The sequence below is a fragment of the Actinomadura sp. NPDC048032 genome, assembly GCF_040653175.1.
In the GTDB taxonomy this organism is placed as follows: domain Bacteria; phylum Actinomycetota; class Actinomycetes; order Streptosporangiales; family Streptosporangiaceae; genus Spirillospora; species Spirillospora verrucosospora.
Map to the genome: position 1 here is coordinate 34,411 of NZ_JBEZJP010000001.1, position 23,527 is coordinate 57,937.

Annotated in this window: 24 protein-coding genes; 21 read left to right on the plus strand and 3 right to left on the minus strand. The window is 72.1% G+C overall.

Features of this window, described 5'->3' with window-relative positions; all coding sequences use genetic code 11:
- Positions 1–57 precede the first annotated feature (57 nt).
- On the plus strand, positions 58–1,356 hold the full coding sequence (gene hemL, locus AB0C69_RS00170; RefSeq protein ID WP_360347715.1) for a glutamate-1-semialdehyde 2,1-aminomutase: 1,299 nt from the start codon (positions 58–60) through the stop codon (positions 1,354–1,356).
- A gap of 10 nt (positions 1,357–1,366) precedes the next feature.
- Here hemL and AB0C69_RS00175 read toward each other — a convergent pair whose 3' ends face one another.
- A complete protein-coding gene (locus tag AB0C69_RS00175) occupies positions 1,367–2,239 on the minus strand; it encodes a dihydrodipicolinate synthase family protein (RefSeq protein ID WP_360347718.1) in 873 nt (290 codons plus the stop codon).
- A gap of 14 nt (positions 2,240–2,253) precedes the next feature.
- Positions 2,254–3,204 carry an EamA family transporter gene (locus AB0C69_RS00180; RefSeq protein ID WP_360347721.1) on the minus strand — a complete coding sequence of 317 codons (951 nt, stop codon included), beginning with the start codon at positions 3,202–3,204 and terminating at the stop codon, positions 2,254–2,256.
- Positions 3,205–3,276: 72 nt separating this feature from the next.
- Here AB0C69_RS00180 and AB0C69_RS00185 point away from each other — a divergent pair, with 72 nt between their 5' ends.
- The 8 genes from AB0C69_RS00185 to AB0C69_RS00220 all read left to right on the plus strand — a co-directional run bounded on the left by AB0C69_RS00185 (position 3,277) and on the right by AB0C69_RS00220 (position 10,402).
- The gene (locus tag AB0C69_RS00185) at positions 3,277–4,206 is read left to right on the plus strand and encodes a LysR substrate-binding domain-containing protein (RefSeq protein ID WP_345178184.1); all 930 of its coding nucleotides are present in this window, start codon (positions 3,277–3,279) and stop codon (positions 4,204–4,206) included.
- A gap of 7 nt (positions 4,207–4,213) precedes the next feature.
- Positions 4,214–4,852: a histidine phosphatase family protein gene (locus tag AB0C69_RS00190; protein WP_345178185.1), complete on the plus strand. Its 639-nt coding sequence runs from the start codon at positions 4,214–4,216 to the stop codon at positions 4,850–4,852.
- An 82-nt stretch (positions 4,853–4,934) separates the two neighbouring features.
- Positions 4,935–5,537: a TlpA disulfide reductase family protein gene (locus AB0C69_RS00195; protein WP_345178187.1), complete on the plus strand. Its 603-nt coding sequence runs from the start codon at positions 4,935–4,937 to the stop codon at positions 5,535–5,537.
- A 20-nt stretch (positions 5,538–5,557) separates the two neighbouring features.
- Entirely contained in the window at positions 5,558–6,277 is a 720-nt protein-coding gene (locus tag AB0C69_RS00200) for a cytochrome c biogenesis protein CcdA (protein ID WP_353834989.1), read from the plus strand.
- 1 nt (position 6,278) lies between these two features.
- The gene (locus tag AB0C69_RS00205) at positions 6,279–7,973 is read left to right on the plus strand and encodes a cytochrome c biogenesis protein ResB (RefSeq protein ID WP_360347727.1); all 1,695 of its coding nucleotides are present in this window, start codon (positions 6,279–6,281) and stop codon (positions 7,971–7,973) included.
- Between the two features lie 4 nt (positions 7,974–7,977).
- Entirely contained in the window at positions 7,978–8,970 is a 993-nt protein-coding gene (gene ccsB / locus AB0C69_RS00210; RefSeq protein ID WP_360347730.1) for a c-type cytochrome biogenesis protein CcsB, read from the plus strand.
- A gap of 137 nt (positions 8,971–9,107) precedes the next feature.
- Complete coding sequence (locus AB0C69_RS00215; protein ID WP_345178195.1) at positions 9,108–10,082, plus strand: hypothetical protein; 975 nt, start codon at positions 9,108–9,110, stop codon at positions 10,080–10,082.
- A 50-nt stretch (positions 10,083–10,132) separates the two neighbouring features.
- A complete protein-coding gene (locus tag AB0C69_RS00220) occupies positions 10,133–10,402 on the plus strand; it encodes a hypothetical protein (RefSeq protein WP_360347733.1) in 270 nt (89 codons plus the stop codon).
- A gap of 225 nt (positions 10,403–10,627) precedes the next feature.
- On the opposite strand, the gene AB0C69_RS00225 is transcribed toward AB0C69_RS00220, so the two are convergent.
- Positions 10,628–10,831 carry a BldC family transcriptional regulator gene (locus AB0C69_RS00225; protein ID WP_141580358.1) on the minus strand — a complete coding sequence of 68 codons (204 nt, stop codon included), beginning with the start codon at positions 10,829–10,831 and terminating at the stop codon, positions 10,628–10,630.
- 236 nt (positions 10,832–11,067) lie between these two features.
- On the opposite strand from AB0C69_RS00225, the gene AB0C69_RS00230 reads away from it, so the two are divergent.
- The 12 genes from AB0C69_RS00230 to nuoH all read left to right on the plus strand — a co-directional run bounded on the left by AB0C69_RS00230 (position 11,068) and on the right by nuoH (position 23,527).
- The gene (locus tag AB0C69_RS00230; RefSeq protein WP_360347738.1) at positions 11,068–12,081 is read left to right on the plus strand and encodes a threonine/serine dehydratase; all 1,014 of its coding nucleotides are present in this window, start codon (positions 11,068–11,070) and stop codon (positions 12,079–12,081) included.
- A gap of 12 nt (positions 12,082–12,093) precedes the next feature.
- Positions 12,094–12,351 carry a DUF4229 domain-containing protein gene (locus tag AB0C69_RS00235; protein ID WP_345178206.1) on the plus strand — a complete coding sequence of 86 codons (258 nt, stop codon included), beginning with the start codon at positions 12,094–12,096 and terminating at the stop codon, positions 12,349–12,351.
- Between the two features lie 45 nt (positions 12,352–12,396).
- Positions 12,397–13,110, plus strand: a complete 714-nt coding sequence (locus AB0C69_RS00240; RefSeq protein ID WP_345178209.1) for a demethylmenaquinone methyltransferase — start codon at positions 12,397–12,399, stop codon at positions 13,108–13,110.
- Positions 13,111–13,245: 135 nt separating this feature from the next.
- Positions 13,246–14,502 (plus strand): geranylgeranyl reductase family protein, encoded by a 1,257-nt coding sequence (locus tag AB0C69_RS00245; protein WP_345178210.1) that lies wholly within the window; start codon positions 13,246–13,248, stop codon positions 14,500–14,502.
- 157 nt (positions 14,503–14,659) lie between these two features.
- Complete coding sequence (locus AB0C69_RS00250) at positions 14,660–15,019, plus strand: NADH-quinone oxidoreductase subunit A (RefSeq protein ID WP_089315506.1); 360 nt, start codon at positions 14,660–14,662, stop codon at positions 15,017–15,019.
- A gap of 1 nt (position 15,020) precedes the next feature.
- Positions 15,021–15,566: an NADH-quinone oxidoreductase subunit B gene (locus AB0C69_RS00255; RefSeq protein WP_185028681.1), complete on the plus strand. Its 546-nt coding sequence runs from the start codon at positions 15,021–15,023 to the stop codon at positions 15,564–15,566.
- A gap of 1 nt (position 15,567) precedes the next feature.
- Positions 15,568–16,314 carry an NADH-quinone oxidoreductase subunit C gene (locus AB0C69_RS00260; RefSeq protein ID WP_345178214.1) on the plus strand — a complete coding sequence of 249 codons (747 nt, stop codon included), beginning with the start codon at positions 15,568–15,570 and terminating at the stop codon, positions 16,312–16,314.
- Positions 16,311–17,657 carry an NADH-quinone oxidoreductase subunit D gene (locus tag AB0C69_RS00265; protein ID WP_345178215.1) on the plus strand — a complete coding sequence of 449 codons (1,347 nt, stop codon included), beginning with the start codon at positions 16,311–16,313 and terminating at the stop codon, positions 17,655–17,657. The genes AB0C69_RS00260 and AB0C69_RS00265 overlap by 4 nt, the downstream gene beginning before the upstream one ends.
- Positions 17,654–18,433, plus strand: coding sequence for an NADH-quinone oxidoreductase subunit NuoE (gene nuoE, locus AB0C69_RS00270; protein WP_360347745.1), 780 nt, complete (start codon positions 17,654–17,656; stop codon positions 18,431–18,433). The genes AB0C69_RS00265 and nuoE overlap by 4 nt, the downstream gene beginning before the upstream one ends.
- The gene (gene nuoF / locus AB0C69_RS00275; protein WP_360347748.1) at positions 18,430–19,728 is read left to right on the plus strand and encodes an NADH-quinone oxidoreductase subunit NuoF; all 1,299 of its coding nucleotides are present in this window, start codon (positions 18,430–18,432) and stop codon (positions 19,726–19,728) included. The genes nuoE and nuoF overlap by 4 nt, the downstream gene beginning before the upstream one ends.
- The gene (locus tag AB0C69_RS00280) at positions 19,725–22,190 is read left to right on the plus strand and encodes an NADH-quinone oxidoreductase subunit G (RefSeq protein ID WP_360347751.1); all 2,466 of its coding nucleotides are present in this window, start codon (positions 19,725–19,727) and stop codon (positions 22,188–22,190) included. Before nuoF ends, AB0C69_RS00280 begins: the two co-directional genes overlap by 4 nt.
- A complete protein-coding gene (nuoH, locus tag AB0C69_RS00285) occupies positions 22,187–23,527 on the plus strand; it encodes an NADH-quinone oxidoreductase subunit NuoH (RefSeq protein ID WP_345178222.1) in 1,341 nt (446 codons plus the stop codon). The genes AB0C69_RS00280 and nuoH overlap by 4 nt, the downstream gene beginning before the upstream one ends.

A 23,527-nucleotide genomic window follows, 5' to 3' on the forward strand; every position in this document is an offset into this window, starting at 1 on the left:
GCCCGTACGCCACCGGGTCAAGGCAAGTCGCCGAACTGCAACTGAGAGACTGCAACCGTGACTGACTTCGATCGCTCCCGGCAGTTGTTCGACCGTTCCGCCGCCGTTGTCCCAGGTGGCGTCAACTCCCCGGTGCGGGCCTTCGGTGCCGTTGGCGGAACGCCCCGTTTCATGGCGTCCGGGCGTGGTCCGTACCTTACCGACGCTGACGGCAATACCTATGTCGATCTGGTGTGTTCGTGGGGACCGATGATCCTCGGGCACGCGCATCCGGCCGTCATCGAGGCCGTTCGGGACGCGGCCGGGCGCGGAACGTCCTACGGCGCGCCCACCGAGGGCGAGGTGGAACTCGCCGAGGAGATCGTGTCCCGCACGCCGGCGGCGAAGGTCCGGCTGGTCAACTCCGGGACCGAGGCGACGATGTCGGCGATCCGGCTGGCCCGCGGGTTCACCGGCCGCACCAAGATCGTGAAGTTCGCGGGCTGCTACCACGGGCACGTGGACTCGCTGCTCGCCGCGGCGGGGTCCGGCGTCGCCACCTTCGGGCTCCCCGACACGCCGGGCGTGACCGGCGCGACCACGGCCGACACGCTGATCCTCCCCTACAACGACGTGACCGCCGTGGAGACGGCCTTCCACGACCACGGCACCGACATCGCCTGCGTGATCACCGAGGCGGTGCCGTGCAACATGGGCGTCGTCCCGCCGCTGGCCGGGTTCAACGCGCTGCTCAAGCGGCTGTGCGAGCGCCACGGCGCGCTCCTGGTGATCGACGAGGTGCTCACCGGGTTCCGGGCGTCGCGGTCCGGCTGGTTCGGGATCGAGGGTGTGGCCGGCGACCTGGTGACGTTCGGCAAGGTGATGGGCGGCGGGCTGCCCGCCGCGGCGTTCGGCGGCCGCGCCGACGTCATGGACCATCTCGCCCCCGCCGGGCCCGTCTACCAGGCCGGGACCCTGTCGGGGAACCCGCTCGCCACGGCCGCCGGGCTCGCCACGCTGCGCGGCGCCACCGACGAGGTGTACGCCGCGATCGACCGCTCGGCGGAGATCGTCTCGAAGGCCGCGTCCGAGGCGCTGGAGCGCGAGGGCGTCCCGCACTCGCTGCAGAACGCGGGCAACCTCTTCTCGATCTTCTTCACCGAGGGCGCGGTGGGCGACTTCGCCGCCGCGCAGCGGCAGGACCCCAAGGCGTACGCGGCCTTCTTCCACGCCGCCCTGGAGCGCGGGGTGTACCTGCCGCCTTCGGCGTACGAGGTGTGGTTCCTGTCGGCCGCGCACGACGACGAGGCTCTGGGACGCGTCCTGGAGGCCCTCCCGCACGCCGCCCGCGCCGCCGCCCGCGCGGCGGCGTCCTGAGGACGGGGTCCTAGAACGGCAGGCGGCGGAAAGCCTTCAGGGCGTTGACGACCGATTCGGGGCGCGGTGCGTGCAGGGGTGCGCGCACCGCCGGGTCGTCGATCAGGCCCTCGTCGGCCAGGCACGCCTTCAGGACGGCCGGGGACGGCTCGCCGAACAGCGCCTCCGCCATCGGCAGCAGGGCGTTGTGGAAGGTCAGCCCCCGCGCCCCGTTCCCCTCCCGTACCGCCCGCGCCATCGCGGCGTAGGCGGACGGGGCGAGGCACGCGCACGCGGCGACGCCGCCCGCCGCGCCGAGCTGGAGCATGGGGTAGATGAAGGCGTCGTCTCCGGACAGGATCGCCTTGCCGGGATTGGCCGCCAGCACGGCGAGGGTGTCCTGGTCGATCGCGCCCGCGCAGTGCTTCATGCCGGCGACGCAGTCGAGCGCGAGGATCTCCAGGAGGGCGTCGGCCGACAGGGGCCTCGCCGTCCGGTACGGCACGTTGTACGGGATCAGCGGGACGTCCACGGCCGCGCCGACGGCGGCGAAGTGGTCGATGACGCCCTCCTCCGACGGCCGCAGGTAGTACGGGACGACGACGAGCAGCGCGTCGGCGAGCGGGGCGCGCTCGCGGGCCTGGCGGATCGAGTCCTCGGTGCCCATCGTCCCGGCGCCCACCGTCAGGGGCGTCCCGTGCTCGATCGAGACGCCCCGGCACACCTCCAGCACCGTCCGCTGCTCGGCGGCGGTCAGCAGCGCGGCCTCGCCTGTGGTGCCGAGCGCGACGAGGCCGTCCGCGCCGTTCTCCAGGCAGTGGCGGGCGAGGCGTTCGAGGGACTTGGCGTCCACCTCGCCGGAGCCGGTGAACGGCGTGACGAGCGGCGCGTGGATTCCGTGCATGGATCTCACCTCGTTCAGGCGGCCGGCGCGTTGGGCGCGGGCGGTGCGGACGGCGCGGGCGGTGCGGGCGGCGCCGGCAGGCTGCGGGCGCGGGACCGCGGCCGGACGCTGCCGGCGGCGACCCCCGCGATGATCAGAGCGGCGCCGGCGAGCCGGACCGCGTCCACGTGCTCGCCCAGCAGCAGGGCCGCCGAGACGAGCCCGAACGGCGGGACGAGCAGCGAGTACATGGCGACCGTGCCGGCCTCGTACCGGCGGATCAGCCAGGCCCATCCGCCGAAGCAGAACAGCGTCGCGACGTAGGCGATGAACGCCAGCGAGCCCACCCCGGCGACCGAGAGGTCGCGCGCCGCCTCCGGCACGGCCCCGGGCCCCTCGAAGACCAGCGACAGGGCGAGCAGGGGGAGCGGCGGCACCAGCGACATCCACACCATGAACGCGAACGGGTCGACTGGCTCCTCGGTGGACTGGTTCATCCGCCGCATGGCGACGTTCGCCAGCCCCCAGCCGGCCGCGCCGCCGAGGCAGACGAGGAACGCCCCCAGCGGGCTCCCGCCCTCGCCCTGCGCGACGCCGAGCACGGTGATCCCGGCGAACGCCACGACCATCCCCGCGACCTGGCGGCCCCCGACGCGCTCGCCCAGCAGCAGGCCCGCGAACAGGGCGGTGAAGACGGCCTGGACCTGGAGCACGACCGACGCCAGGCCGGCGGGCATGCCCATGCTCATGCCGATGAACAGAAGGCCGAACTGCCCCACGCCGAGCGGGACGCCGACCAGGACGAACCAGCGCGCGGCGACCGGCGGGCGGCGGACGAGGAAGACCGCGGGCACCGCCGCGGCCGTGAACCGCAGGGCGGCCATCAGCAGGGGCGGGAAGTCGTCCAGGGCCACCTTGATGGGCACGAAGTTGAAGCCCCACAGCGCGGCGATCAGCGTGGCCAGCAGGACGTGGCGCGATCTCATCCCTCGATCGTGAGGAAACACTTGATTTAGGACAAGCGAGAACTTCTTGACACCTCGTTTTAGTATTGCTTCATGCTTGATCTGGAACGGCTGCGCGCCCTGCACTCGGTCGCGACGTACGGGTCGGTCAGCGCCGCCGCGGACGTCCTGCACGTCACCACGTCCGCCGTGTCCCAGCAGCTCGCGAAGCTGGAGCGCGAGACCGGGCAGAAGCTGCTGGAGCGCAACGGCCGCGGCGTCCGCCTCACCGACGCCGCCGAGCTGCTCGTCGCGCACGCCGAACGGATCCTGTCGCTCGTCGAGCAGGCGCAGGCCGACCTGGAGGCGCACCGCGGCTCCGTCGTCGGCCAGCTCACCGTCGCCTCGTTCCCGACCGCGATCCGCGGGCTGATGCCCGTCGCGCTGCGCGCCCTGCGCGCCGACCACCCCGATCTGCGCGTCCTGCTCCGCGAGGAGGACCCCATGCGCAGCATGCCGCTCGTCCTGCGCGGCGACTTCGACATGGCCGTCGTCCAGGACTGGAACAACGAGCCGCTCCCGATCCCCGAGGGCCTGTGCAAGGGCGTCATCTGCGACGACGTCGCGGACGTGGCGCTGCCCGCGGGCCACGAGCTGGCCGGGCGCGACACGATCGACCTCAAGGAGCTCGCCGGGGACCCGTGGATCAGCTCCTCGCCCGACAGCATCTGCTGCGACTGGCTCCTGCGCACGCTGCGCGCCGTGGACAGCGAACCCCGGATCGACCACCAGGCCTACGAGTTCGCCACCCAGCTGTCCCTGGTCGCCGCCGGGCTCGGCAACGTCATCCTGCCCCGCCTCGGCCGCTGCGACGTCCCGCCGGGCGTCGCGATCGTCCCGCTCTCGGCCCCCCTGTCGCGCCGCGTCTACGCCGTCTGGCGCGAGGAGGCGGCCCGCCGGCCCGCGATCCGCGCCGCCGTGACCGCCCTGCGCGCCGCCGTGCCGGCCGGTTGCGGGGAGGAGGCGTCAGCGCGGGTAATCTGACGACGCCATGACTGACACGACGATCGTTCACCTCCTGCGGCACGGCGAGGTGCACAACCCCGAGGGCGTCCTCTACGGGCGGCTGCCCGGTTACCGCCTCAGCGAGGACGGCGTCCTCATGGCGAAGGCCGCCTCCCGGTGGTTCGCCGACAGGGACGTGACCGCGCTGTTCTCCTCGCCGATGCAGCGGGCGCTGGAGACGGCCGCGCCGCTCGCCGACGCGCTCGGCCTGCCCGTCACGGTGGACGACCGCCTGATCGAGGCCGGCAACCACTTCGAGGGGCTCACGTTCGGGGTGGGGACCGGCTCGCTGCGCCGCCCCGAGCACTGGCGCCACCTCGTCAACCCGTTCCGCCCGTCCTGGGGCGAGCCGTACAAGCTGCTCGCCGCCCGGATGCGCGCCGCCGTCATCCGGGCCCGGGAGGCGGCGCGCGGCCACGAGGCCGTCTGCGTCAGCCACCAGCTGCCGATCTGGATCCTGCGGCTGTCGGCCGAGCGCCGCCGGCTCTGGCACCACCCGGCCCGCCGGGAGTGCTCGCTCGCCAGCCTCACCAGCCTGACGTTCGAGGGCAGCCGGCTCGTGGAGGTCGCCTACTCCGAGCCCGCCGCCGGGATCGCGAAGGGCCCCAGTGTCGCGGGCGCCTGACCGCACCGCTAAGTTCGTACTACATCCTGTAGTACTCCACGTCTTGTACTGAACGCCCTGTAGTACCACCGAGGAGGGGCACGTGAACCCCCGCCGCATCTCGCCCTCGCGCGCTCCCTTCCGCGCGGGCGCCGCCGTCGCGCTCTGCGGCCTGCTCGCGGGCTGCGCCGGCACCGGCGCCGCGGACGGCGGCCCCGACGGCGGCGACAACCGCTTCATCTCGGGCGACGGCAACGTGACCGAGTACCAGGCGGCGCAGCGCAAGAGCCTCGCGAGCGTCACCGGGGAACGGCTCGACGGCGGATCCTTCAGGCTGGCCGACCTCAGGGGCAAGGTCGTCGTCGTCAACTTCTGGGCGTCGTGGTGCGCGCCCTGCCGGGGCGAGGCGCCGTCCCTCCAGCACGTCTACGACGGGAAGAAGGCGCAGGGCGTGGAGTTCCTCGGCGTCAACTTCAAGGACTCCAAGCCCAACGCGCAGGCGTTCGAGCGCAAGTTCAAGGTCACCTACCCGAGCCTCTTCGACGCCGACGGCCGCGTCACGCTCGCGTTCCGCGAGGTCCCGCCGAGCGCGATCCCGAGCACCCTCGTCCTGGACCGGCAGGGCCGCGTCGCCGCGCGCATCATCGGCGCGACCACGTTCACCAAGCTGGACCCCCTGGTCGGCAAGGTCCTCGCGGAGAAGTGAGCTCCCTGGACGAGACGGTCGTGAGCGGGTCGTTGGTGGCGGCGGCGCCGCTGGCGGCCCTCGCCGGGCTCGTCTCGTTCGCCTCCCCGTGCGTCCTGCCGCTGGTCCCGGGCTACCTGTCGTACGTGACGGGCATGACCGGCGCCGACCTCGCCGAGCAGCGGCGGGGGCGGCTCCTCGCCGGAGTCCTGCTGTTCGTCGCCGGGTTCAGCGTCGTCTTCGTCAGCTACGGCGCGGTCTTCGGCGGGCTCGGACGGTGGCTGCTGGAGTACCAGGACACGATCACCCGCGTCCTCGGCGTCATCACGATCGTGTTCGGCCTGGCGTTCATGGGCTTCGTCCCCGGGCTCCAGCGGACGGTGAAGTCGGGGCGCCTCCCGGCGGCCGGGCTCGCCGGGGCGCCGCTGCTCGGCGTGCTGTTCGGGCTGGGCTGGACGCCGTGCATCGGCCCGACACTCGGCGCGGTGCAGGGCCTGGCGATCACCGAGGCCAGCGCCGGGCGCGGGGCGCTGCTGTCGCTGGCGTACTGCGCGGGTCTCGGCCTGCCGTTCGTGGCCACCGCGATCGCCTACCGTAGGGCGCTCGGCGCGTTCGGCGCCGTGAAGCGCCACTACCCCCTGGTCATGCGGATCGGCGGGGGGATGCTCGTCCTCATCGGGGTGCTGCTCGTGAGCGGCCTGTGGGGTGACCTGACCATCGAGCTGAGGTCGTGGATCAGCGGCTTCGAACCGGTGATTTGAGATGACTGACACCAACACGGACCACGCCGGCGCCGGCCCCGCCGAGGACCAGGCCGCCGGGGACGCCGGCACCGACGCGCCCGCCGCGCGGCAGGCCCCGCAGGAGGTGCCGCGCCCCTCCGGCATCGGCCCGTTCGGCTGGCTGCGGTGGGGCTGGCGGCAGCTCACCACCATGCGGACCGCGCTGATCCTGCTGTTCCTGGTGGCGCTCGGCGCGGTGCCGGGCTCGATCCTGCCGCAGCGGGGCCAGGCGCCCGAGAAGGTCGCCGCCTACCTGGAGAAGCACGAGAGCCTCGGGCCGTGGCTCGACAGGTTCTCCATGTTCGACGTGTTCGCGGCCCCCTGGTTCGCGGCCATCTACATCCTGCTGTTCGTCTCGCTCGCCGGCTGCGTCGTGCCGCGCGCCGTCAAGCACTACCGGTCGATGCGGGCGCGCCCGCCGGCGGCCCCCCGGAACCTGGCGAGGCTGCCGCAGTCGGCGACGTACGAGACCGACGCCTCCCCGGAGGACGTCCTCGCCGAGGCCCGCACGGCGCTGCGCTCCCGCCGCTTCCGCGTGGACGTGTCCGACGGCGCCGCGGCCGCCGAGAAGGGCTACCTGGGCGAGACGGGCAACCTGCTCTTCCACCTCGCGCTGCTGGCGCTGCTGTTCGCGCTCGGCCTCGGCAACCTGTTCGGCTACCGCGGCAACGTCCTGCTGACCGAGGGCAAGACGTTCGCCAACTCGCTCGGTCTCTACGACCAGTTCCAGCCCGGACGCGCGTTCAGCGGCGGCGAGCTCGCCCCGTTCACGATCACGCTGGACGACTTCAAGGCGGAGTACGAGGCCAAGGGCGCCAAGCGGGGCCAGGCCACGTCGTTCAACGCCAAGATCCGCTACCGGTCGAGTCCGGACGCCCCGAACAAGCCCTACGACCTCCAGATCAACCATCCGCTCAAGGTCGGCGGCGCGAAGGTGTACCTGCTCGGCCACGGGTACGCGCCGGTGTTCACCGTCCGGGACGCCAAGGGGAACGTCGCCTTCCAGGACTCGGTGCCGTTCCTGGAGATGGAGCCGCGGAACCTGACGTCCGAGGGCGTCGTCAAGGTCCCCGACGCCGAGCCCGACCAGCTCGCCTTCTACGCCATCCTGTGGCCGACCGCGGTGGCGAGCGAGGACGGCCGGCAGATCGTCTCGGCGTTCCCGGCGCCGCTGCGCCCCGTCGTCACGATCACCGCCTTCAAGGGCGACCTCGGCCTGGACTCCGGCAGCCCGCAGTCGGTCTACAAGCTGGAGGGCATCGGCCGGACGATCCAGCCGATCAAGGGCGGCCAGAAGCTGCTGGAGCCCGGGGAGTCCTTCAAGCTGCCCGGCGACGCCGGCACGGTCACCTTCGACGGGCTCAGGGAGTGGACGAGCCTGTCGGTCAACCGCGACCCCGGCCGCATCCCCGCGCTGATCGCCGCCATCCTCGCCGTGCTCGGCGTGGCGACCTCGTTCATGGTCCGCAGGCGCAGGGTGTGGGTCCGTGCGAGCGCCGGAGAGGGCGGGCGTACGGTGGTGGAGGTCGGCGGTCTCACGCTGGGGAACCCGACCTCGGAGTTCGACGACATCGTGGCCGCCCTGCGCGGTCCGCAGGACGGGCCCGCATCCGAGCCCGGCGAGACCCCCGCCGCCGACGGCCCCTCGGGTGCGGCGAACGAACCGAAGGAGTGACGAGGTGAGCAACGCCGACCTCGCGAACCTGAGCGACAAGCTCATGCTGACCACCGTGGTGATGTACATCATCGCGCTGGTCGCCTACGCCGCCGACATGGGCTTCGGCCGCCGCCGCGCGGTCGCGGCCGTCCCGGCGAAGAGCGGGGCGAAGGTGCTCGTGGGCGCCGCCGGTGCCGAGGACGACGCCTCGGGAACGGGCGCCGCCCCGGACACGGCCGCCGCCTCGGCGGACGAGGGAACCGAGCGTTCCCGGGTCGACTGGATCCGGCTCGCCGTCCTGCTGAACGTGCTCGGCTGGGGCGCGCAGCTCGGCGTCCTCGTGACCCGCGGGCTCGCCGCGAACCGCTGGCCGTGGGGGAACATGTACGAGTTCCTCACCGCCATCTCGTTCGCGGCCGTCACCGCGTTCATGGTCGTGATGTTCCGCTACAAGGCGCGGTTCCTCGGCGCGTTCGTCATGGCCGCCGCGGTCGTCGCCCTCGGCGTCGCGAACATCTGGCTGTACGACTCGGTGGGGCCGGTCAGCCCGGCGCTGAACTCCTACTGGATCGCCATCCACGTGACCGCCGCGATCATCGCGACCGGCGCGTTCACCGTCGCGGGCGCCGCGACGATCCTGTACCTGCTGAAGGAGCGGGCCGAGTCGCGCGGCGGGGCCGCGGCGGGCGGCGTGCTGTCGCGCATCCCGTCGGTGGAGGCCCTGGACCGCCTCTCGATGCGGGTCACGATGTTCGCGTTCCCGATCTGGACCGCCGCGATCATCATGGGCGCCATCTGGGCCGACCAGGCGTGGGGCCGCTACTGGGGCTGGGACCCCAAGGAGATCTGGTCCTTCGTCACCTGGATCATCTACGCGGCCTACCTGCACGCCCGCGCCACCGCCGGCTGGAAGGGCCGCAAGGCCGCGATCCTGTCGCTGGTCGCGTTCGCCGCGCTGCTGTTCAACTTCTTCGGCGTGAACTACATGTTCTCCGGCCTGCACTCCTACGCCTGACGCCCGGCGGAGCGCCGCGACCGCGCAACTCCACGGGATGACGGAGAGTCGGGTTCCGGCTTACCCTTCCTCAGGGACCCGGTCCGGCGGCGGTCGCCGCCCGATACCCCCGCGGGTCCGGCTGACAGAGGAGCCCGATGCGCTTCAAAGGCGTCCACCGCAAGCCCCGGGAGACGTTCCGCGGCGGACGGTTCCGCGCGGACGCGGCCGGCGACGAGGTCCCCTACGCGCCGTCCCCGCCCGACTCGGGGCAGGTGCGGCCGCGCAGCAACCAGCCGCGCGACCGGTTCGGCCGGTTCCGCAAGGCGGGCCGCGACGACGACTACGCGCTCGGGCCCGATCGTCCGGAGGCGGATCCCGTCGACACGGCGGGCGGCCTGCGCGGGATGACCGGCCGGCTCGGGCGGCGCGGGCAGGGCCGGCCGCGTTCGGGCGACTACTCCTGGAGCGACTTCGAGCTGGAGGACGACCGGCCGCGCGTGGAGCCCCACCCGCCGGGCACGCCGCACGCCGCCGACGGCCGCCGCGACTGCGGCGTGCTGGAGGCCGTCCTGCACCGCCAGTGGGACGTCCGGGAGGGGCCGCCGCCGGACGCGGTCATCGGGGCGGTGGAGAGCCTGGCGTCGCTGCCGGAGGCGCTCAAGGAGAAGCTGGCGAGCGGCCTCGACGGCATCTACGTCGGCCCCGGCGGCGTCCCGCAGCTCGACGACATGGGCCACCTGCGCGACCGCCCGCTGCCGTCCGGCCGCGCCACCTGGGACATCTGCGCCGGCGCGTACGGCGACCGCAAGATCGTGGTGGGGGACCGGCCGTCCCCGACGCCCGACGTGATGCTGCACGAGGTGGGCCACGCGCTCGACGACATCGACGGCGACGACGGCGAGTGGACCTCCGACAGCCCCGCCTTCCGGCAGCTGTACGAGGAGTGCCTGCCGTACCTGGCGAGCGAGTTCCACAAGCAGCCGAACGCGCTCGGCCGCCGCGAGTTCTTCGCCGACGCGTTCGCCGCGATCTCCTCCCGGCAGCGCCCCGCCCTGGTGGATATGCTCGCCGGCAACATCCGCACGGCCCTTGAGGTCATGCTCTTCTTCAACCGCAGGTACGGGATCTAGGACACCGAGATGACAGGCCGCGCGACGACAGACGGCGAAGGTGATCGACGATGTACGTGATCCGGCTTCCCGACGGCACGCTCCGGGTCCCCCACAGCGTTCTCGCCGACGGCGGCGAGCCCGGGCCCGAGGCGAGCGAGGGACGGATCATCGCCGACGCCTACGTCGAGATCGGCCCGGACGATCCCGACTACGACCGGTTGCTGGGCGAGTCGCTCACCGAGGAGGAACTGGCGGAACGGCGGCGCCGCTGGCGTGACGAGGACGCGGACCTGCTCCGCCGGTTCGAGGAATGGAAGGCGGGCGGCGCCGAGGAGTGAGCGCCGAGGAGTGAGCGCCGACAATGAGCGGTGCGGGGTGAGCGCGAAAAGGCGGGCATTGGAGAGCGGGCGCGAGTCCAAGCCCCTGGAGGGCGGTGCCGGAGAAGTGAGCGGAGGCGGGGCGGGGAGCGCCCCGGCCGCCCGGCGAGGACTGCCTTCGGCCAAGGACTGCTTCGGCGGGCGGTCCGGGCGGCTCAGGACCGGGGTCCGGGCGAGGGGCCCAGGTCAGTGGGCCGAATGCTCGGCGACGGGCTCCTCGCCGCGCAGCAGCGCGTGCACCTCGGACTCGCGGAAGCGCCGGTGGCCTCCCGGAGTGCGGATGCTGCTGATCCGGCCCGCGGCGGCCCACCGGGTGACCGTCTTCGGGTCGACCCGGAAGAGGGCGGCGACCTCTCCTGGAGTCAGCAGGCGCTCGCTCGTGCTTTCCACGTTTTCTCTCCCCCTTTGTCCCGCTCTCGGCGCGGGTGGACTGTTTAACAGTGTGGCGGGTCAAGACCGATTTCTCCCTTGTTTTCGGAAAAGATCACCGACCGTAGTCCGCCGAACAGCGGCGATGACGGACGGTGATTCCGGCATGGGCCACAGTGATCACCCTGACCCCCGCTGACCTGCCCTGTCACGCGGTCGAGGCCCCCGCGACCAGCACGGAGAAGTAGTCTCCGGGCATGTCCGACCTCGTAACGCTGCCGGAGATCGAACGGGCCGCCGAGCGCATCGCGGGCGTCGCCGTCCGGACGCCGCTCGTCCCGTTCTCCCGCGACCCCGCCCCGTCCGCCGCCGGCGCGCCGGCGCTGCTGGTGAAGGCCGAGTCGCTGCAGCCGATCGGCGCCTTCAAGCTGCGCGGCGCCTACTCGGCCATCTCCTCCCTCGCGCCCGAGGAGCGCGAGCGCGGCGTCGTCACGCACTCCAGCGGCAACCACGCCCAGGCCGTCGCCTACGCGGCCCGCGCGCTCGGCGTCCGGGCGGTCCTGGTCATGCCGCACACCACCCCCGCCGTGAAGGTCGACGCGTGCATCGCGCTCGGCGCCGAGGTCGTCCACGTCGAGCCGACCGCCCAGGCCCGCGCCGAGACCGCCGGCAAGCTCGCCGCCGCGCACGGCTTCGCCCTGGTCCCGCCCTACGACGACGCGCGGATCATCGCCGGCCAGGGCACCGCCGGGCTGGAGATCGTCCAGGACCGCCCGGACGTGGACGTCGTGCTCGTCCCGGTCAGCGGCGGCGGCCTGATCGCCGGCGTGTCCGCCGCGGTCAAGGCGCTGCGCCCGGAGGCGAAGATCGTCGGCGTCGAGCCGGAGCTCGCCGCGGACGCCCGCGACTCGATGGCGGCGGGGCGCCCCGTCGAGTGGGCCGCGGAGGAGACGGGCCGCACCATCGCCGACGCGCTGCGCGTCCAGCGGGTCGGCGACCTGCCGTACGCGCACATGCGCGCCCACGTCGACGGGATCGTCACGGTCACCGAGGACGAGATCCGGCAGGCGATGCGGCGCCTCGCCCGCGAGGCCCGCCTCATCGCCGAGCCGGCGGGCGCCGTCGCCACCGCCGCCTACCTCTACCGCCGCGCGGAGCTTCCCGAGGGCCGCGCCTACGTCTCGATCCTCTCCGGGGGGAACGTCGACCCGGCCCTCCTGCTGGACGTGCTGGGCCGACCCCGGGGCGAGGGCGGTCAGGACCGGGGATAACCTCGAAAGGCCATGCGTTCCGTCATCCTCTACACCCTGGCCCGGGCCGTGATCTTCGCGGTCACCGCGGGGGTGCTCGCGCTCTTCGGGGCCCGCGGGTTCCTGCTCCTGATGCTGGCGCTGCTGATCAGCGGCGTCGTCAGCTACGTGCTGCTGTCCGCGCAGCGCGATCGCATGTCCGCCGTCGTCGTGCGGGGGGTGCGCTCGCAGCGCGAGAGGTTCGACAGGTCGGTCGCCAAGGAGGACGCTCCGCGCACCCGCGCGGAGTGACCCCCGCCCCCGCGCGCAGGGGCTTGCGCGGCCTAGGCTGGGAGCATGACCCGCGCTTCACTCGACAAGCAGCCCGCCGACGTCGCGGCGATGTTCGACGGCACCGCCGAGCGGTACGACCTCATGAACTCGCTCATGACCGGCGGCCAGGACCGGCGGTGGCGGCGGGAGGTCGTCCGGGCGCTGGGGGCGCGGCCGGGTGAGCGGGTCCTCGACCTCGCGGCCGGCACGGGGACGTCGTCGGTGCCCTTCGCCGAGGCCGGGGCCGACACGGTCGCGTGCGACTTCTCGCTCGGCATGCTGCGCGTGGGCGTGCGGCGCCAGGCGGGCGTCACGGGCCTGCGCTTCGTCGCCGGGGACGCGCTGCGGCTGCCCTTCGCCGACGCCTCCTTCGACGCCGTCACCATCTCCTTCGGGCTCCGCAACGTCGCCGACACCGGCCTCGCGCTGCGCGAGCTCCGCCGGGTCGCCAAGCCCGGCGGGCGGCTGGTGATCTGCGAGGTGAGCCACCCCCCGAACGCGCTGCTGGCGCTCGGCCACAAGGCCCACCTGCGCTACGGCCTGCCGCTGCTGGCGCGGGTCAGCTCCAACCCCGACTCCTACCGCTACCTCGCCGAGTCGACGCTCGCCTGGCCCGACCAGGCGGGGCTGGCCCGGCTCATCCAGGACGCGGGATGGGGCGAGGTGCGCTGGCGCGACCTCACCTTCGGGGTGGTCGCCCTGCACTATGCCGTCAACCCGTCCGTCAAGGCTGCTTGACAGGCGGCGGCCGGTGGTTCGGACCGGTCCAAACTTGGACCGGCCCAGAAGTACCCACCAGTCGTGATAAAGGAATAGACTCCCCACCGGATCCTTGTGAAGTACTTCACAAGCGAACGAGCGAAGAGGACCATCGTGACCGACTCCACCCGACACGCGGATGCCATCGTCGTCGGGGCGGGCCCCGCCGGATCGTCGACCGCCTATTGGCTCGCGCAGGCCGGCCTGGACGTCTTCCTGCTGGAGAAGGCCACCTTCCCGCGCGACAAGATCTGCGGCGACGGCCTCACCCCGCGGGCCGTCCGCGCCCTCATCGGCATGGGCGTCGACATCAACGACCCCGGCTGGGGGCGCAACAAGGGCCTGCGCATCTACGGCGGCGGCGTCAAGGTCGAGCTGCCCTGGCCGGAGCTCGCGTCCTTCCCCGACTTCGGCCTCGTCCGCAAGCGCACCGACCTCGACCAGCTCCTCGCCGAGCACGCCGCCAAGGCCGGCGCCCAGCTGCTGCAGGGCTGCAACGTGACCGGCCCCATCGTCGACGACCGCACCGACCGCATCACCGGCGTCACCGCCGAGTACCAGGGCGAGGAGATCGAGTTCCACGCGCCCCTGGTCGTCGCCGCCGACGGCAACTCCACCCGGCTGTCGCTCGCCATGGGGCTGCGGCGCCGCGAGGACCGTCCGATGGGCGTCGCGGTCCGCCGCTACTTCCAGACCCCGCGCCACGACGACGACTACATGGAGGCGTGGCTGGAGCTGTGGGACGGCCAGCGCCTCCTGCCCGGCTACGGCTGGGTGTTCGGCGTCGGCGACGGCACGTCCAACGTCGGCCTCGGCCTGCTCAACACCAGCAAGGCGTTCCAGAGCGTCGACTACCGCGGCATGCTCAAGCGCTGGTGCGCGCAGATGCCGGAGGACTGGCAGTTCGACGAGGAGCACGCGACCTCCAAGATCCGCGGCGCGGCGCTGCCGATGGGCTTCAACCGGCAGCCGCACTACACCCGCGGGATGCTGCTCGTCGGCGACGCCGGCGGCATGATCAACCCGTTCAACGGCGAGGGCATCGACTACGCCCTGGAGTCCGGCCGGCTGGCCGCCGACATCATGGTGCAGGCGCTCGCCCGCCGCACTCCCGCGCAGCGCGAGCGGACCCTGTACGAGTACCCGCGCATCCTCAAGGACGAGCACGGCGGCTACTTCACCCTCGCCCGCGTGTTCGTCCAGGCGATCGGCGACCCGCGGGTCATGAAGTTCCTGACCGCGCACGGCCTGCCGCACCCCACGCTCATGCGCTTCACGCTGAAGCTCCTCGCGAACCTCACCGACCCCAAGGGCGGGGACGCGATGGACCGCGTCATCAACGCGATGCAGAAGGTGGCGCCGGCGGCATGAACGCGCGCGTGGATTTCAGGCTTCCGCAGGTGAGCGGACTAAAGTGCAGTACCCGACCCCCTGAGGGGAGCGCTATTGATCACCTTGGCTAGGGTGGCGGGTCGCAGGCGGCCCGTCCCGTACAACGTCGTACGTCCCGAGGAGAGGCTGTAGAGATATGGATCTCTATATTCCGATCATCGTGCTGGGGGTGCTCGCCTTCGCCTTCGCCGGCGGTTCGGTGGCGATGGCCGCGCTCACGGGACCCAAGCGCTGGAACCGCGCCCGGCTGGACGCCTACGAGTGCGGCATCGAGCCGACCCCGCAGCCGGTCGGCGGCGGGCGCTTCCCGATCAAGTACTACCTGACGGCGATGCTGTTCATCGTCTTCGACATTGAGATCATCTTCCTTTACCCCTGGGCGGTCGCGTTCGACCGGATGGGGCTCTTCGGCCTTGTCGAGATGGTTCTTTTCATCGTCACCGTCCTCGTCGCGTACGCCTACATCTGGCGGCGCGGCGGTCTGGAGTGGGACTGACATGGGTCTAGAGGAGAAACTTCCCAGCGGCTTCCTGCTGACCACGGTCGAGCAGGTCGCGGGGTGGGCGCGCAGCAGCTCGATGTGGCCGGCGACGTTCGGCCTGGCGTGCTGCGCGATCGAGATGATGGCGACCGGCGACCCCCGGCACGACTTCTCCCGGTGGGGGATGGAGCGCGCCTCGGCGACGCCGCGCCAGGCCGACCTGATGATCGTCGCGGGCCGGGTGAGCCAGAAGATGGCGCCGGTGCTGCGGCAGATCTACGACCAGATGACCGAGCCGAAGTGGGTCATCGCGATGGGCGTGTGCGCCTCCTCCGGCGGCATGTTCAACAACTACGCGATCGTGCAGGGCGTGGACCACATCGTCCCGGTGGACATCTACCTGCCCGGCTGCCCGCCGCGGCCGGAGATGCTGCTGGACGCGATCCTCAAGCTGCACGACAAGGTCCAGAACACCAAGCTCGGGCCGCAGCGCGCGAAGCAGATCGCCGAGCTGGAAGAGGCCAAGCGCCGCCGGCTTCCGCTGCTCGGTCAAGGAGCGTGACGTGAGTTCCGAGAATCCTGAGCAGCGGGCCGAGCAGAACGCCGACAAGCTTCCCGCGCAGGCCGAGGAGGAGCGCCGCGAGCAGCCGGTCGTCCGCAAGGGCATGTTCGGCGCGCGGACCACCGGCGACACCTCCGGCTACGGCGGGCTCGTCATCCGGCAGAGCCCGAAGGTGTCCGCGCAGCGCCCGTACGGCGGGCCCGGCGGCGCCGCGGAGGCGGGCGAGTTCGACGAGGTCGCCGACGAGCTGGAGCGCGCCTACCCGGACTTCGGGGACGCCGTCGAGCGCGTCGTCGTCGACCGCGGCGAGATCACGTTCTTCGTGAAGCGCGAGCACCTGCTGGAGGTCGCGCGGACCATGCGGGACGAGCCGTCCCTGCGCTTCGAGATGTGCTCGGGCGTGTCGGGCGTGCACTACCCGAAGGACGAGGGCGCCGAGCTGCACTCGGTCGTGCACCTGCTGTCGATCACGCACAACCGGCGCGTCCGGCTGGAAGTGACCTGCCCGGACGCCGACCCGCACGTCCCGTCGCTGGTGCCGGTCTACCCGACGAGCGACTGGCACGAGCGCGAGACCTACGACTTCTTCGGGATCGTCTACGACGGCCACCCCGCGCTCACGCGCATCGAGATGCCCGACGACTGGGTCGGCCATCCGCAGCGCAAGGACTACCCCCTCGGCGGTATTCCCGTCGAGTACCGCGGAGCGGAGATCCCCCCGCCCGACGAGCGGAGGTCGTACGTATGAGTTCCACGAAGTACACCGAGTACGACGCCTACGCCGCGGAGGAGGCGGCCGAGGGCAAGGTCTTCGACGTCAACGGCCAGGACTGGGACCAGGTCGTCTCCGGCGCGGAGGACCTCGGCGACGAGCGGCTCGTCGTCAACATGGGCCCCCAGCACCCGTCCACGCACGGGGTGCTCCGGCTCATCCTGACGCTCGACGGTGAGACGGTGAACGAGGCCCGGGTGGGCATCGGCTACCTGCACACCGGCATCGAGAAGAACATGGAGTTCCGCACCTGGACGCAGGGCACCACGTTCTGCACCCGGATGGACTACCTCGCGCCGATCTTCAACGAGACGGCGTACTGCATGAGCGTGGAGAAGCTGCTCGGCGTCACCGAGCAGATCCCGGAGCGGGCCCAGATCATCCGCGTGATGATGATGGAGCTCAACCGGATCTCCTCGCACCTGGTCGCGATCGCCACGTTCGGCCTGGAGCTCGGCGCGACGACGGTGATGCTGAACGGCTTCGTCGAGCGCGAGTACACCCTCGACCTGTTCGAGGAGATCACCGGCCTGCGGATGAACATGGCCTACGTCCGTCCGGGCGGGGTCGCGCAGGACCTGCCGAGCGGCGCCACCAGCAAGATCCGCGACTACCTGGACCGCATGCCGAAGCGGATCCAGGCGCTGCGCAAACTGATGGACGCCAACCCGGTCTACCTGGCGCGCACCCAGAACGTCGCGTACCTGGACCTGACCGGCTGCATGGCGCTCGGCGTCACCGGCCCGGTGCTGCGCGCGACCGGGCTCCCGTGGGACCTGCGCAAGTCGCAGCCCTACTGCGGGTACGAGACCTACGACTTCGAGGTCGCGACGCAGGACACCTGCGACGTCTACGGCCGCTACCTCGTCCGGATGGACGAGATGGAGGAGTCGCTGAAGATCGTCGAGCAGTGCCTGGACCGGCTCCAGTCGGTCAAGGGCCCGGTGATGATCGAGGACAAGAAGATCGGCTGGCCGGCGCAGCTGGCGATCGGCGCGGACGGCATGGGCAACTCGCCCCGGCACATCGCGCACATCATGGGCACCTCGATGGAGGCACTGATCCATCACTTCAAGCTGGTGACGGAGGGCTTCCGCGTGCCCGCCGGGCAGGCGTACGCGCCCATCGAGTCGCCGCGCGGCGAGCTCGGCGCCCACGTGGTCAGCGACGGCGGCACCCGGCCGTACCGCGTCCACTTCCGCGAGCCGTCCTTCGTCAACCTGCAGGCCACCCCGGCGATGGCGGAGGGCGGCATGGTCGCCGACGTCATCGCGGCGGTCGCCAGCATCGACCCGGTCATGGGGGGAGTGGACCGATGACATACGGACCTGAGGTCCGCGAGCGGCTGGAGCGCGACGCCAAGGAGATCATCGGCCGGTACCCCCGGCCGCGCTCGGCGCTGCTGCCGATGCTGCACCTGGTGCAGTCGGTGGAGGGCCACGTCACCGAGGACGGGATCGAGTTCTGCGCGGAGCAGCTCGGCATCACCCCGGCCCAGGTGACCGGCGTCGCGACCTTTTACACGCAGTACAAGCACGCGCCGGTCGGCGAGTACCACGTCGGCGTCTGCATCAACACGCTGTGCGCGGTCATGGGCGGCGACCAGATCTGGAACGAGCTGAGCGAGCACGCCGGTGTCGGCCACGACGAGGCCACCCCGGACGGCAAGGTCAGCCTGGAGCGGATCGAGTGCAACGCGGCCTGCGACTTCGCGCCGGTGATGATGGTCAACTGGGAGTTCTTCGACAACATGACTCCCGAGAAGGCCAAGCAGCTGGTCGACGACCTGCGCTCAGGTAAGCAAGTGCTTCCTTCGCGTGGCCCGGAGAGCCTGGCCACCTGGAAGGAGGCGTCCCGCGTGCTCGCCGGGTTCCCCGACGGGCGCGCCGGCGAGGGCGTCCAGGCCGGGCCCGAGTCGCTGCGCGGCCTGAAGCTGGCGCAGGAGCGCGGCTGGGAGGCGCCCCGCGCGGACGTCGACCGCGAGCGTCCGGAGGAGCCGGTGAAGGCCGAGGAGATGGGATCGCCCCCGCAGGAGCCGGGCAAGCCCATGGGCGGCGCGGCCAAGCCGGGATCGCAGGAGGGGCGGAACAAGTGACCACGCTGACCCCCATCCTCACGAAGAACTGGGACCAGGCCGACTCGTTCACCCGCGCGGGCTACGAGCGCGACGGCGGCTACGAGGCGCTGCGCACGGCGTTCCGGATGGAGCCGGACGAGATCGTCCAGGCGGTCAAGGACTCCGGCCTGCGCGGCCGCGGCGGCGCGGGCTTCCCCACCGGGATGAAGTGGGGCTTCCTGCCGCCGTCCAGCCCGAACCCGCGCTACCTCGTCGTCAACGCCGACGAGTCCGAGCCGGGCACGTGCAAGGACATCCCGCTGATGATGGCCAACCCGCACGTGCTCGTCGAGGGCGTGATCATCAGCTCGTACGCGATCCGGTCGAACCTCGCGTTCATCTACGTGCGCGGCGAGGTGCTGCACGTCATCCGCCGCCTGCACCAGGCGGTGGCGGAGGCGTACGAGGCCGGCTACCTCGGCAAGGACATCCTCGGCTCCGGCTACGACCTGGACGTGGTCGTGCACAGCGGCGCCGGGGCCTACATCTGCGGCGAGGAGACGGCGCTGCTGGACTCCCTCGAAGGGTTCCGCGGTCAGCCCAGGCTCAAGCCCCCCTTCCCGGCGGTCGCGGGCCTCTACGGCGGGCCCACCGTCATCAACAACGTCGAGTCGATCTCCTCGGTTCCCTCGATCATCGCCAACGGGCCGGAATGGTTCGCCTCGATGGGCACCGAGAAGTCCCAGGGCTTCGGGATCTTCTCGCTGTCCGGGCACGTCACCCGGCCCGGGCAGTACGAGGCTCCGCTCGGCATCACGCTGCGGGAACTGCTCGACATGGCGGGCGGCGTCCGCGAGGGGCACCGGCTGAAGTTCTGGACGCCCGGCGGGTCGTCCACCCCGATCTTCACCGACGAGCACCTGGACGTGCCGCTGGACTTCGAGTCCGTCGGCGCCGCCGGGTCCATGCTCGGCACCCGGGCCCTGCAGATCTTCGACGAGACGACCTGCGTCGTCCGCGCCGTGCTGCGCTGGTCGGAGTTCTACGCGCACGAGTCGTGCGGCAAGTGCACGCCGTGCCGCGAGGGCACCTACTGGTACAAGCAGATGCTGAAGCGGCTGGAGGCGGGCCAGGGCTCCGAGGACGACCTGGAGACCCTGCTCGACCTGTCCGACAACATCCTGGGCCGGTCGTTCTGCGCCCTGGGCGACGGCGCCACGAGCCCGGTCGTCTCGTCCATCAAGCTGTTCCGGGACGAGTACCTCCGGCACTTCGAGCTCGGGGCCTGCCCGTTCGACCCGGCCAAGTCGACCCTCTGGGGAGGTGCCAAGTGACCGTCACCGACGACAAGTCGGCGGTGGAGAAGCCGGTGGAGATGGTCTCCTGCACCATCGACGGCTTCGAGATCGAGGTGCCCAAGGGCACGCTGATCATCCGGGCCGCCGAGCTGCTCGGCATCCAGATCCCCCGGTTCTGCGACCACCCGCTGCTGGACCCGGTCGGGGCCTGCCGGCAGTGCCTGGTGGAGATCCCCGACGCCGGCAACGGCCGCGGCATGCCGAAGCCGCAGGCGTCGTGCACCACCACGGTGATGCCCGGGATGGTGGTCAAGACCCAGCTCACCTCGCCGGTCGCCGACAAGGCGCAGCACGGCGTGATGGAGCTGCTGCTGATCAACCACCCGCTGGACTGCCCGATCTGCGACAAGGGCGGCGAGTGCCCGCTGCAGAACCAGGCGATGTCCAACGGGCGCGGCGAGTCCCGGTTCGTGGAGGCCAAGCGGACCTTCCCCAAGCCGATCCCGCTGTCCAGCCAGGTGCTGCTCGACCGGGAGCGCTGCATCCAGTGCGCCCGCTGCACCCGGTTCTCCGACCAGATCGCCGGCGACGCGTTCATCGACCTGTTCGAGCGCGGCGCGAAGGAGCAGGTCGGGGCGGCGGACGGCAAGCCGTTCCAGTCCTACTTCTCCGGCAACACCGTGCAGATCTGCCCGGTGGGCGCGCTGACCGGCGCCGCGTACCGGTTCCGGTCCCGCCCGTTCGACCTGGTCTCGCAGCCGAGCGTCTGCGAGCACTGCGCGTCCGGCTGCGCGCTGCGCACCGACCACCGCCGCGGGAAGATCACGCGGCGGCTGGCCGGGGACGACCCGCAGGTCAACGAGGAGTGGAACTGCGACAAGGGCCGCTGGGCGTTCACCTACGGGACGCAGCCCGAGCGGCTCGCCCAGCCGCTCGTCCGCGGCGAGGACGGCGAGCTGGAGCCGGCGTCCTGGCCCGAGGCGCTCACCATCGCGGCGCGCGGCCTCGCGGCGGCGCGCGGCTCGGCCGGCGTCCTGACCGGCGGCCGCGTCACCCTTGAGGACGCCTACGCCTACGCCAAGTTCGCCCGGATCGCGCTCGGCACCAACGACGTCGACTTCCGGGCCCGGCCGCTGTCGGAGGAGGAGTCGCGGTTCCTCGCCTCGTCCGTCGCGGGCCACCCCATCGAGGTGACCTACGCCGACCTGGAGAAGGCGCCGGTCGTCCTGCTCGCCGGGTTCGAGCCCGAGGAGGAGTCGCCGATCGTCTTCCTGCGGCTCCGCAAGGCGTTCCGCAAGAACCGCCTGAAGGTGTTCGCGGCGGCCCCGTTCGCGACGCGCGGTCTGGCGAAGGTCGGCGGCACGCTGCTGCCGACGCTCCCCGGCGCGGAGGCCGAGGTCCTCGGCTCCCTCATCGGGGACGACGCCAGATCTGACATCCGCACGCTGCTGGAGACGCCCGGCGCCGTCATCCTCGTCGGCGAGCGGCTCGCCACCAGCCCGGGGGCGCTGACCTCGGCGACGCGGGTGGCGCAGGCGACCGGCGCCCGGCTGGCCTGGGTGCCGCGCCGGGCCGGGGAGCGCGGCGCGATCGAGGCCGGGGCGCTGCCCGGGCTGCTGCCGATCGGCCGTCCGGTCACCGACCCCGCCGCCCGCGCCGAGGTCGCCCGCACCTGGGGCGTCGCCGACCTGCCCGCCGACCCCGGCGAGGACACGGCCGGCATCATCGCGGCGGCGGCCGCCGGGCGGCGCGGCGCGCTGCTCGTCGGCGGCGTCGACCCCGACGACCTGCTCGACCCGGAGGCGATGCTGCGGGCGCTGGAGGCCACCCCGTTCGTGGTGAGCCTGGAGCAGCGGCCGAGCGCGGTCACCGACCGCGCCGACGTCGTCCTGCCGGTCGCGGCGGTCGCGGAGAAGTCCGGGACGTTCGTCGACTGGGAGGGCCGCGGCCGCCCGTTCGACGTCGTGCTCAAGTCCGCCGGGCGGATGTCCGACCTGCGGGTGCTGGACGCGCTGGCCGACGAGATGGACGTCCACCTGGGCCTGCCGGGCCCGGAGGCCGCCCGCCGCGAGATGGCCGGCCTCGGCGCCCACCGCGGCGAGCGCCCGGACACGCCGAGCGTCGCGCAGGGCCTGGCGCCGCACCCCGAGCGGGGCGAGGCGCTGCTGGCGACCTGGCGGCTGCTCCTCGACCGGGGCCGCCTGCAGGACGGCGAGCCGTTCCTCGCCGGCACCGCCAAGCCCGCCGCCGCCCGGCTGTCGCCCGCGACGGCCGCGGAGATCGGCGCGACCGGCGCGGTGACGGTCTCGGGCCCGCGCGGCGAGGTCACGCTCCCGCTGGAGATCACCCCCGACCTGCCCGACCGGGTGGTGTGGCTGCCGACGAACTCGGCGGGCTGCGCCCTGCACCGGGACCTCGGCGCGGCCGCGGGAGGCGTCGTCAAGATCGCGGGCGCGGTGCCCGCGACCGCGACCGAGAACGCTGGAGGCATCGAATGAGCTCCCTGGCCGCGGCGCCGGCGCCCGACCCGCAACTGCAGGACTTCGGGTCGGACCCGTGGTGGCTGATCGGCGGCAAGGTCCTCGCCATCTTCGTGTTCCTCGTCGTCACCGTGCTGATGACGATGTGGATCGAGCGGCGCGTCATCGGCCGGATGCAGCTGCGGGTCGGCCCCAACCGGGCCGGGCCCTTCGGCCTGCTCCAGGGCCTCGCCGACGGCGTCAAGCTGGCGCTGAAGGAGGACATCGTCCCCCGCCAGGTCGACAAGATCGTCTTCGTCCTGGCGCCGGTGATGGCCGCGGTGCCCGCGTTCATCTCCTTCATCGTCATCCCGTTCGGGCCGACGGTGTCGGTCTTCGGGCACCAGACGGCGCTGCAGGGCACCGACCTTCCGGTCGCGGTGCTGCTCGTCCTCGCGATGTCCTCGATGGCGATCTACGGCATCGTGCTGGCCGGCTGGTCCTCGATGTCGCCGTACTCGCTGCTCGGCGGGCTGCGCTCGTCCGCGCAGATGATCTCCTACGAGATCGCGATGGGCCTGTCGTTCGTGGCCGTGTTCATGTTCGCGGGCTCGATGTCCACCTCGGAGATCGTCGCGGCGCAGCACGACAAGTGGTTCGTGGTGCTGCTCGCGCCGTCGTTCGTCGTGTACGTCATCACGATGATGGGCGAGTCGAACCGCATCCCGTTCGACCTGCCCGAGGGCGAGGGCGAGCTGGTCGGCGGCTTCCACACCGAGTACTCGTCGCTGAAGTTCGCGATGTTCTTCCTCGCGGAGTACATCAACCTCGCGACGCTGTCGGCCCTGGCCACCACCTTGTTCCTCGGTGGCTGGCGCGCCCCCGCTCCGATCTCCACGGTGTGGGCGGGCGCCAACTCCGGCTGGTGGCCGGTCCTGTGGTTCCTGATCAAGATCTTCATGTTCATCTTCTTCTTCATCTGGCTGCGCGGCTCGCTGCCGCGCGTGCGCTACGACCAGCTGATGAAGCTCGGCTGGAAGGTGCTGATGCCCTTCTCGCTCGGCTGGATCCTGCTGGTCGCGACGATCCGCGCGCTGCGCAACGACGGCTACGAGATGCGGCAGCTGTTCATCGCCGCCGCCGTGGTCGCCGCGATCGTGCTGGTCGCCACGGTGATCTGGGAGATGGCGCGCGGCCGCGAGGACGACAAGGAGATCGTCCCGGGGGCGACGCCGGGGCCGCGCACCGACCCGGCGGCGGGCGGGTTCCCGGTGCCGCCGATGGACGCGCCCCACTACCACGGCCGCGCCCGCGAGCCGGTCCGGCCGGCCACGATCGAAACCCCCTCCGAGGAGGTCACCAGTGGGACTCACTGA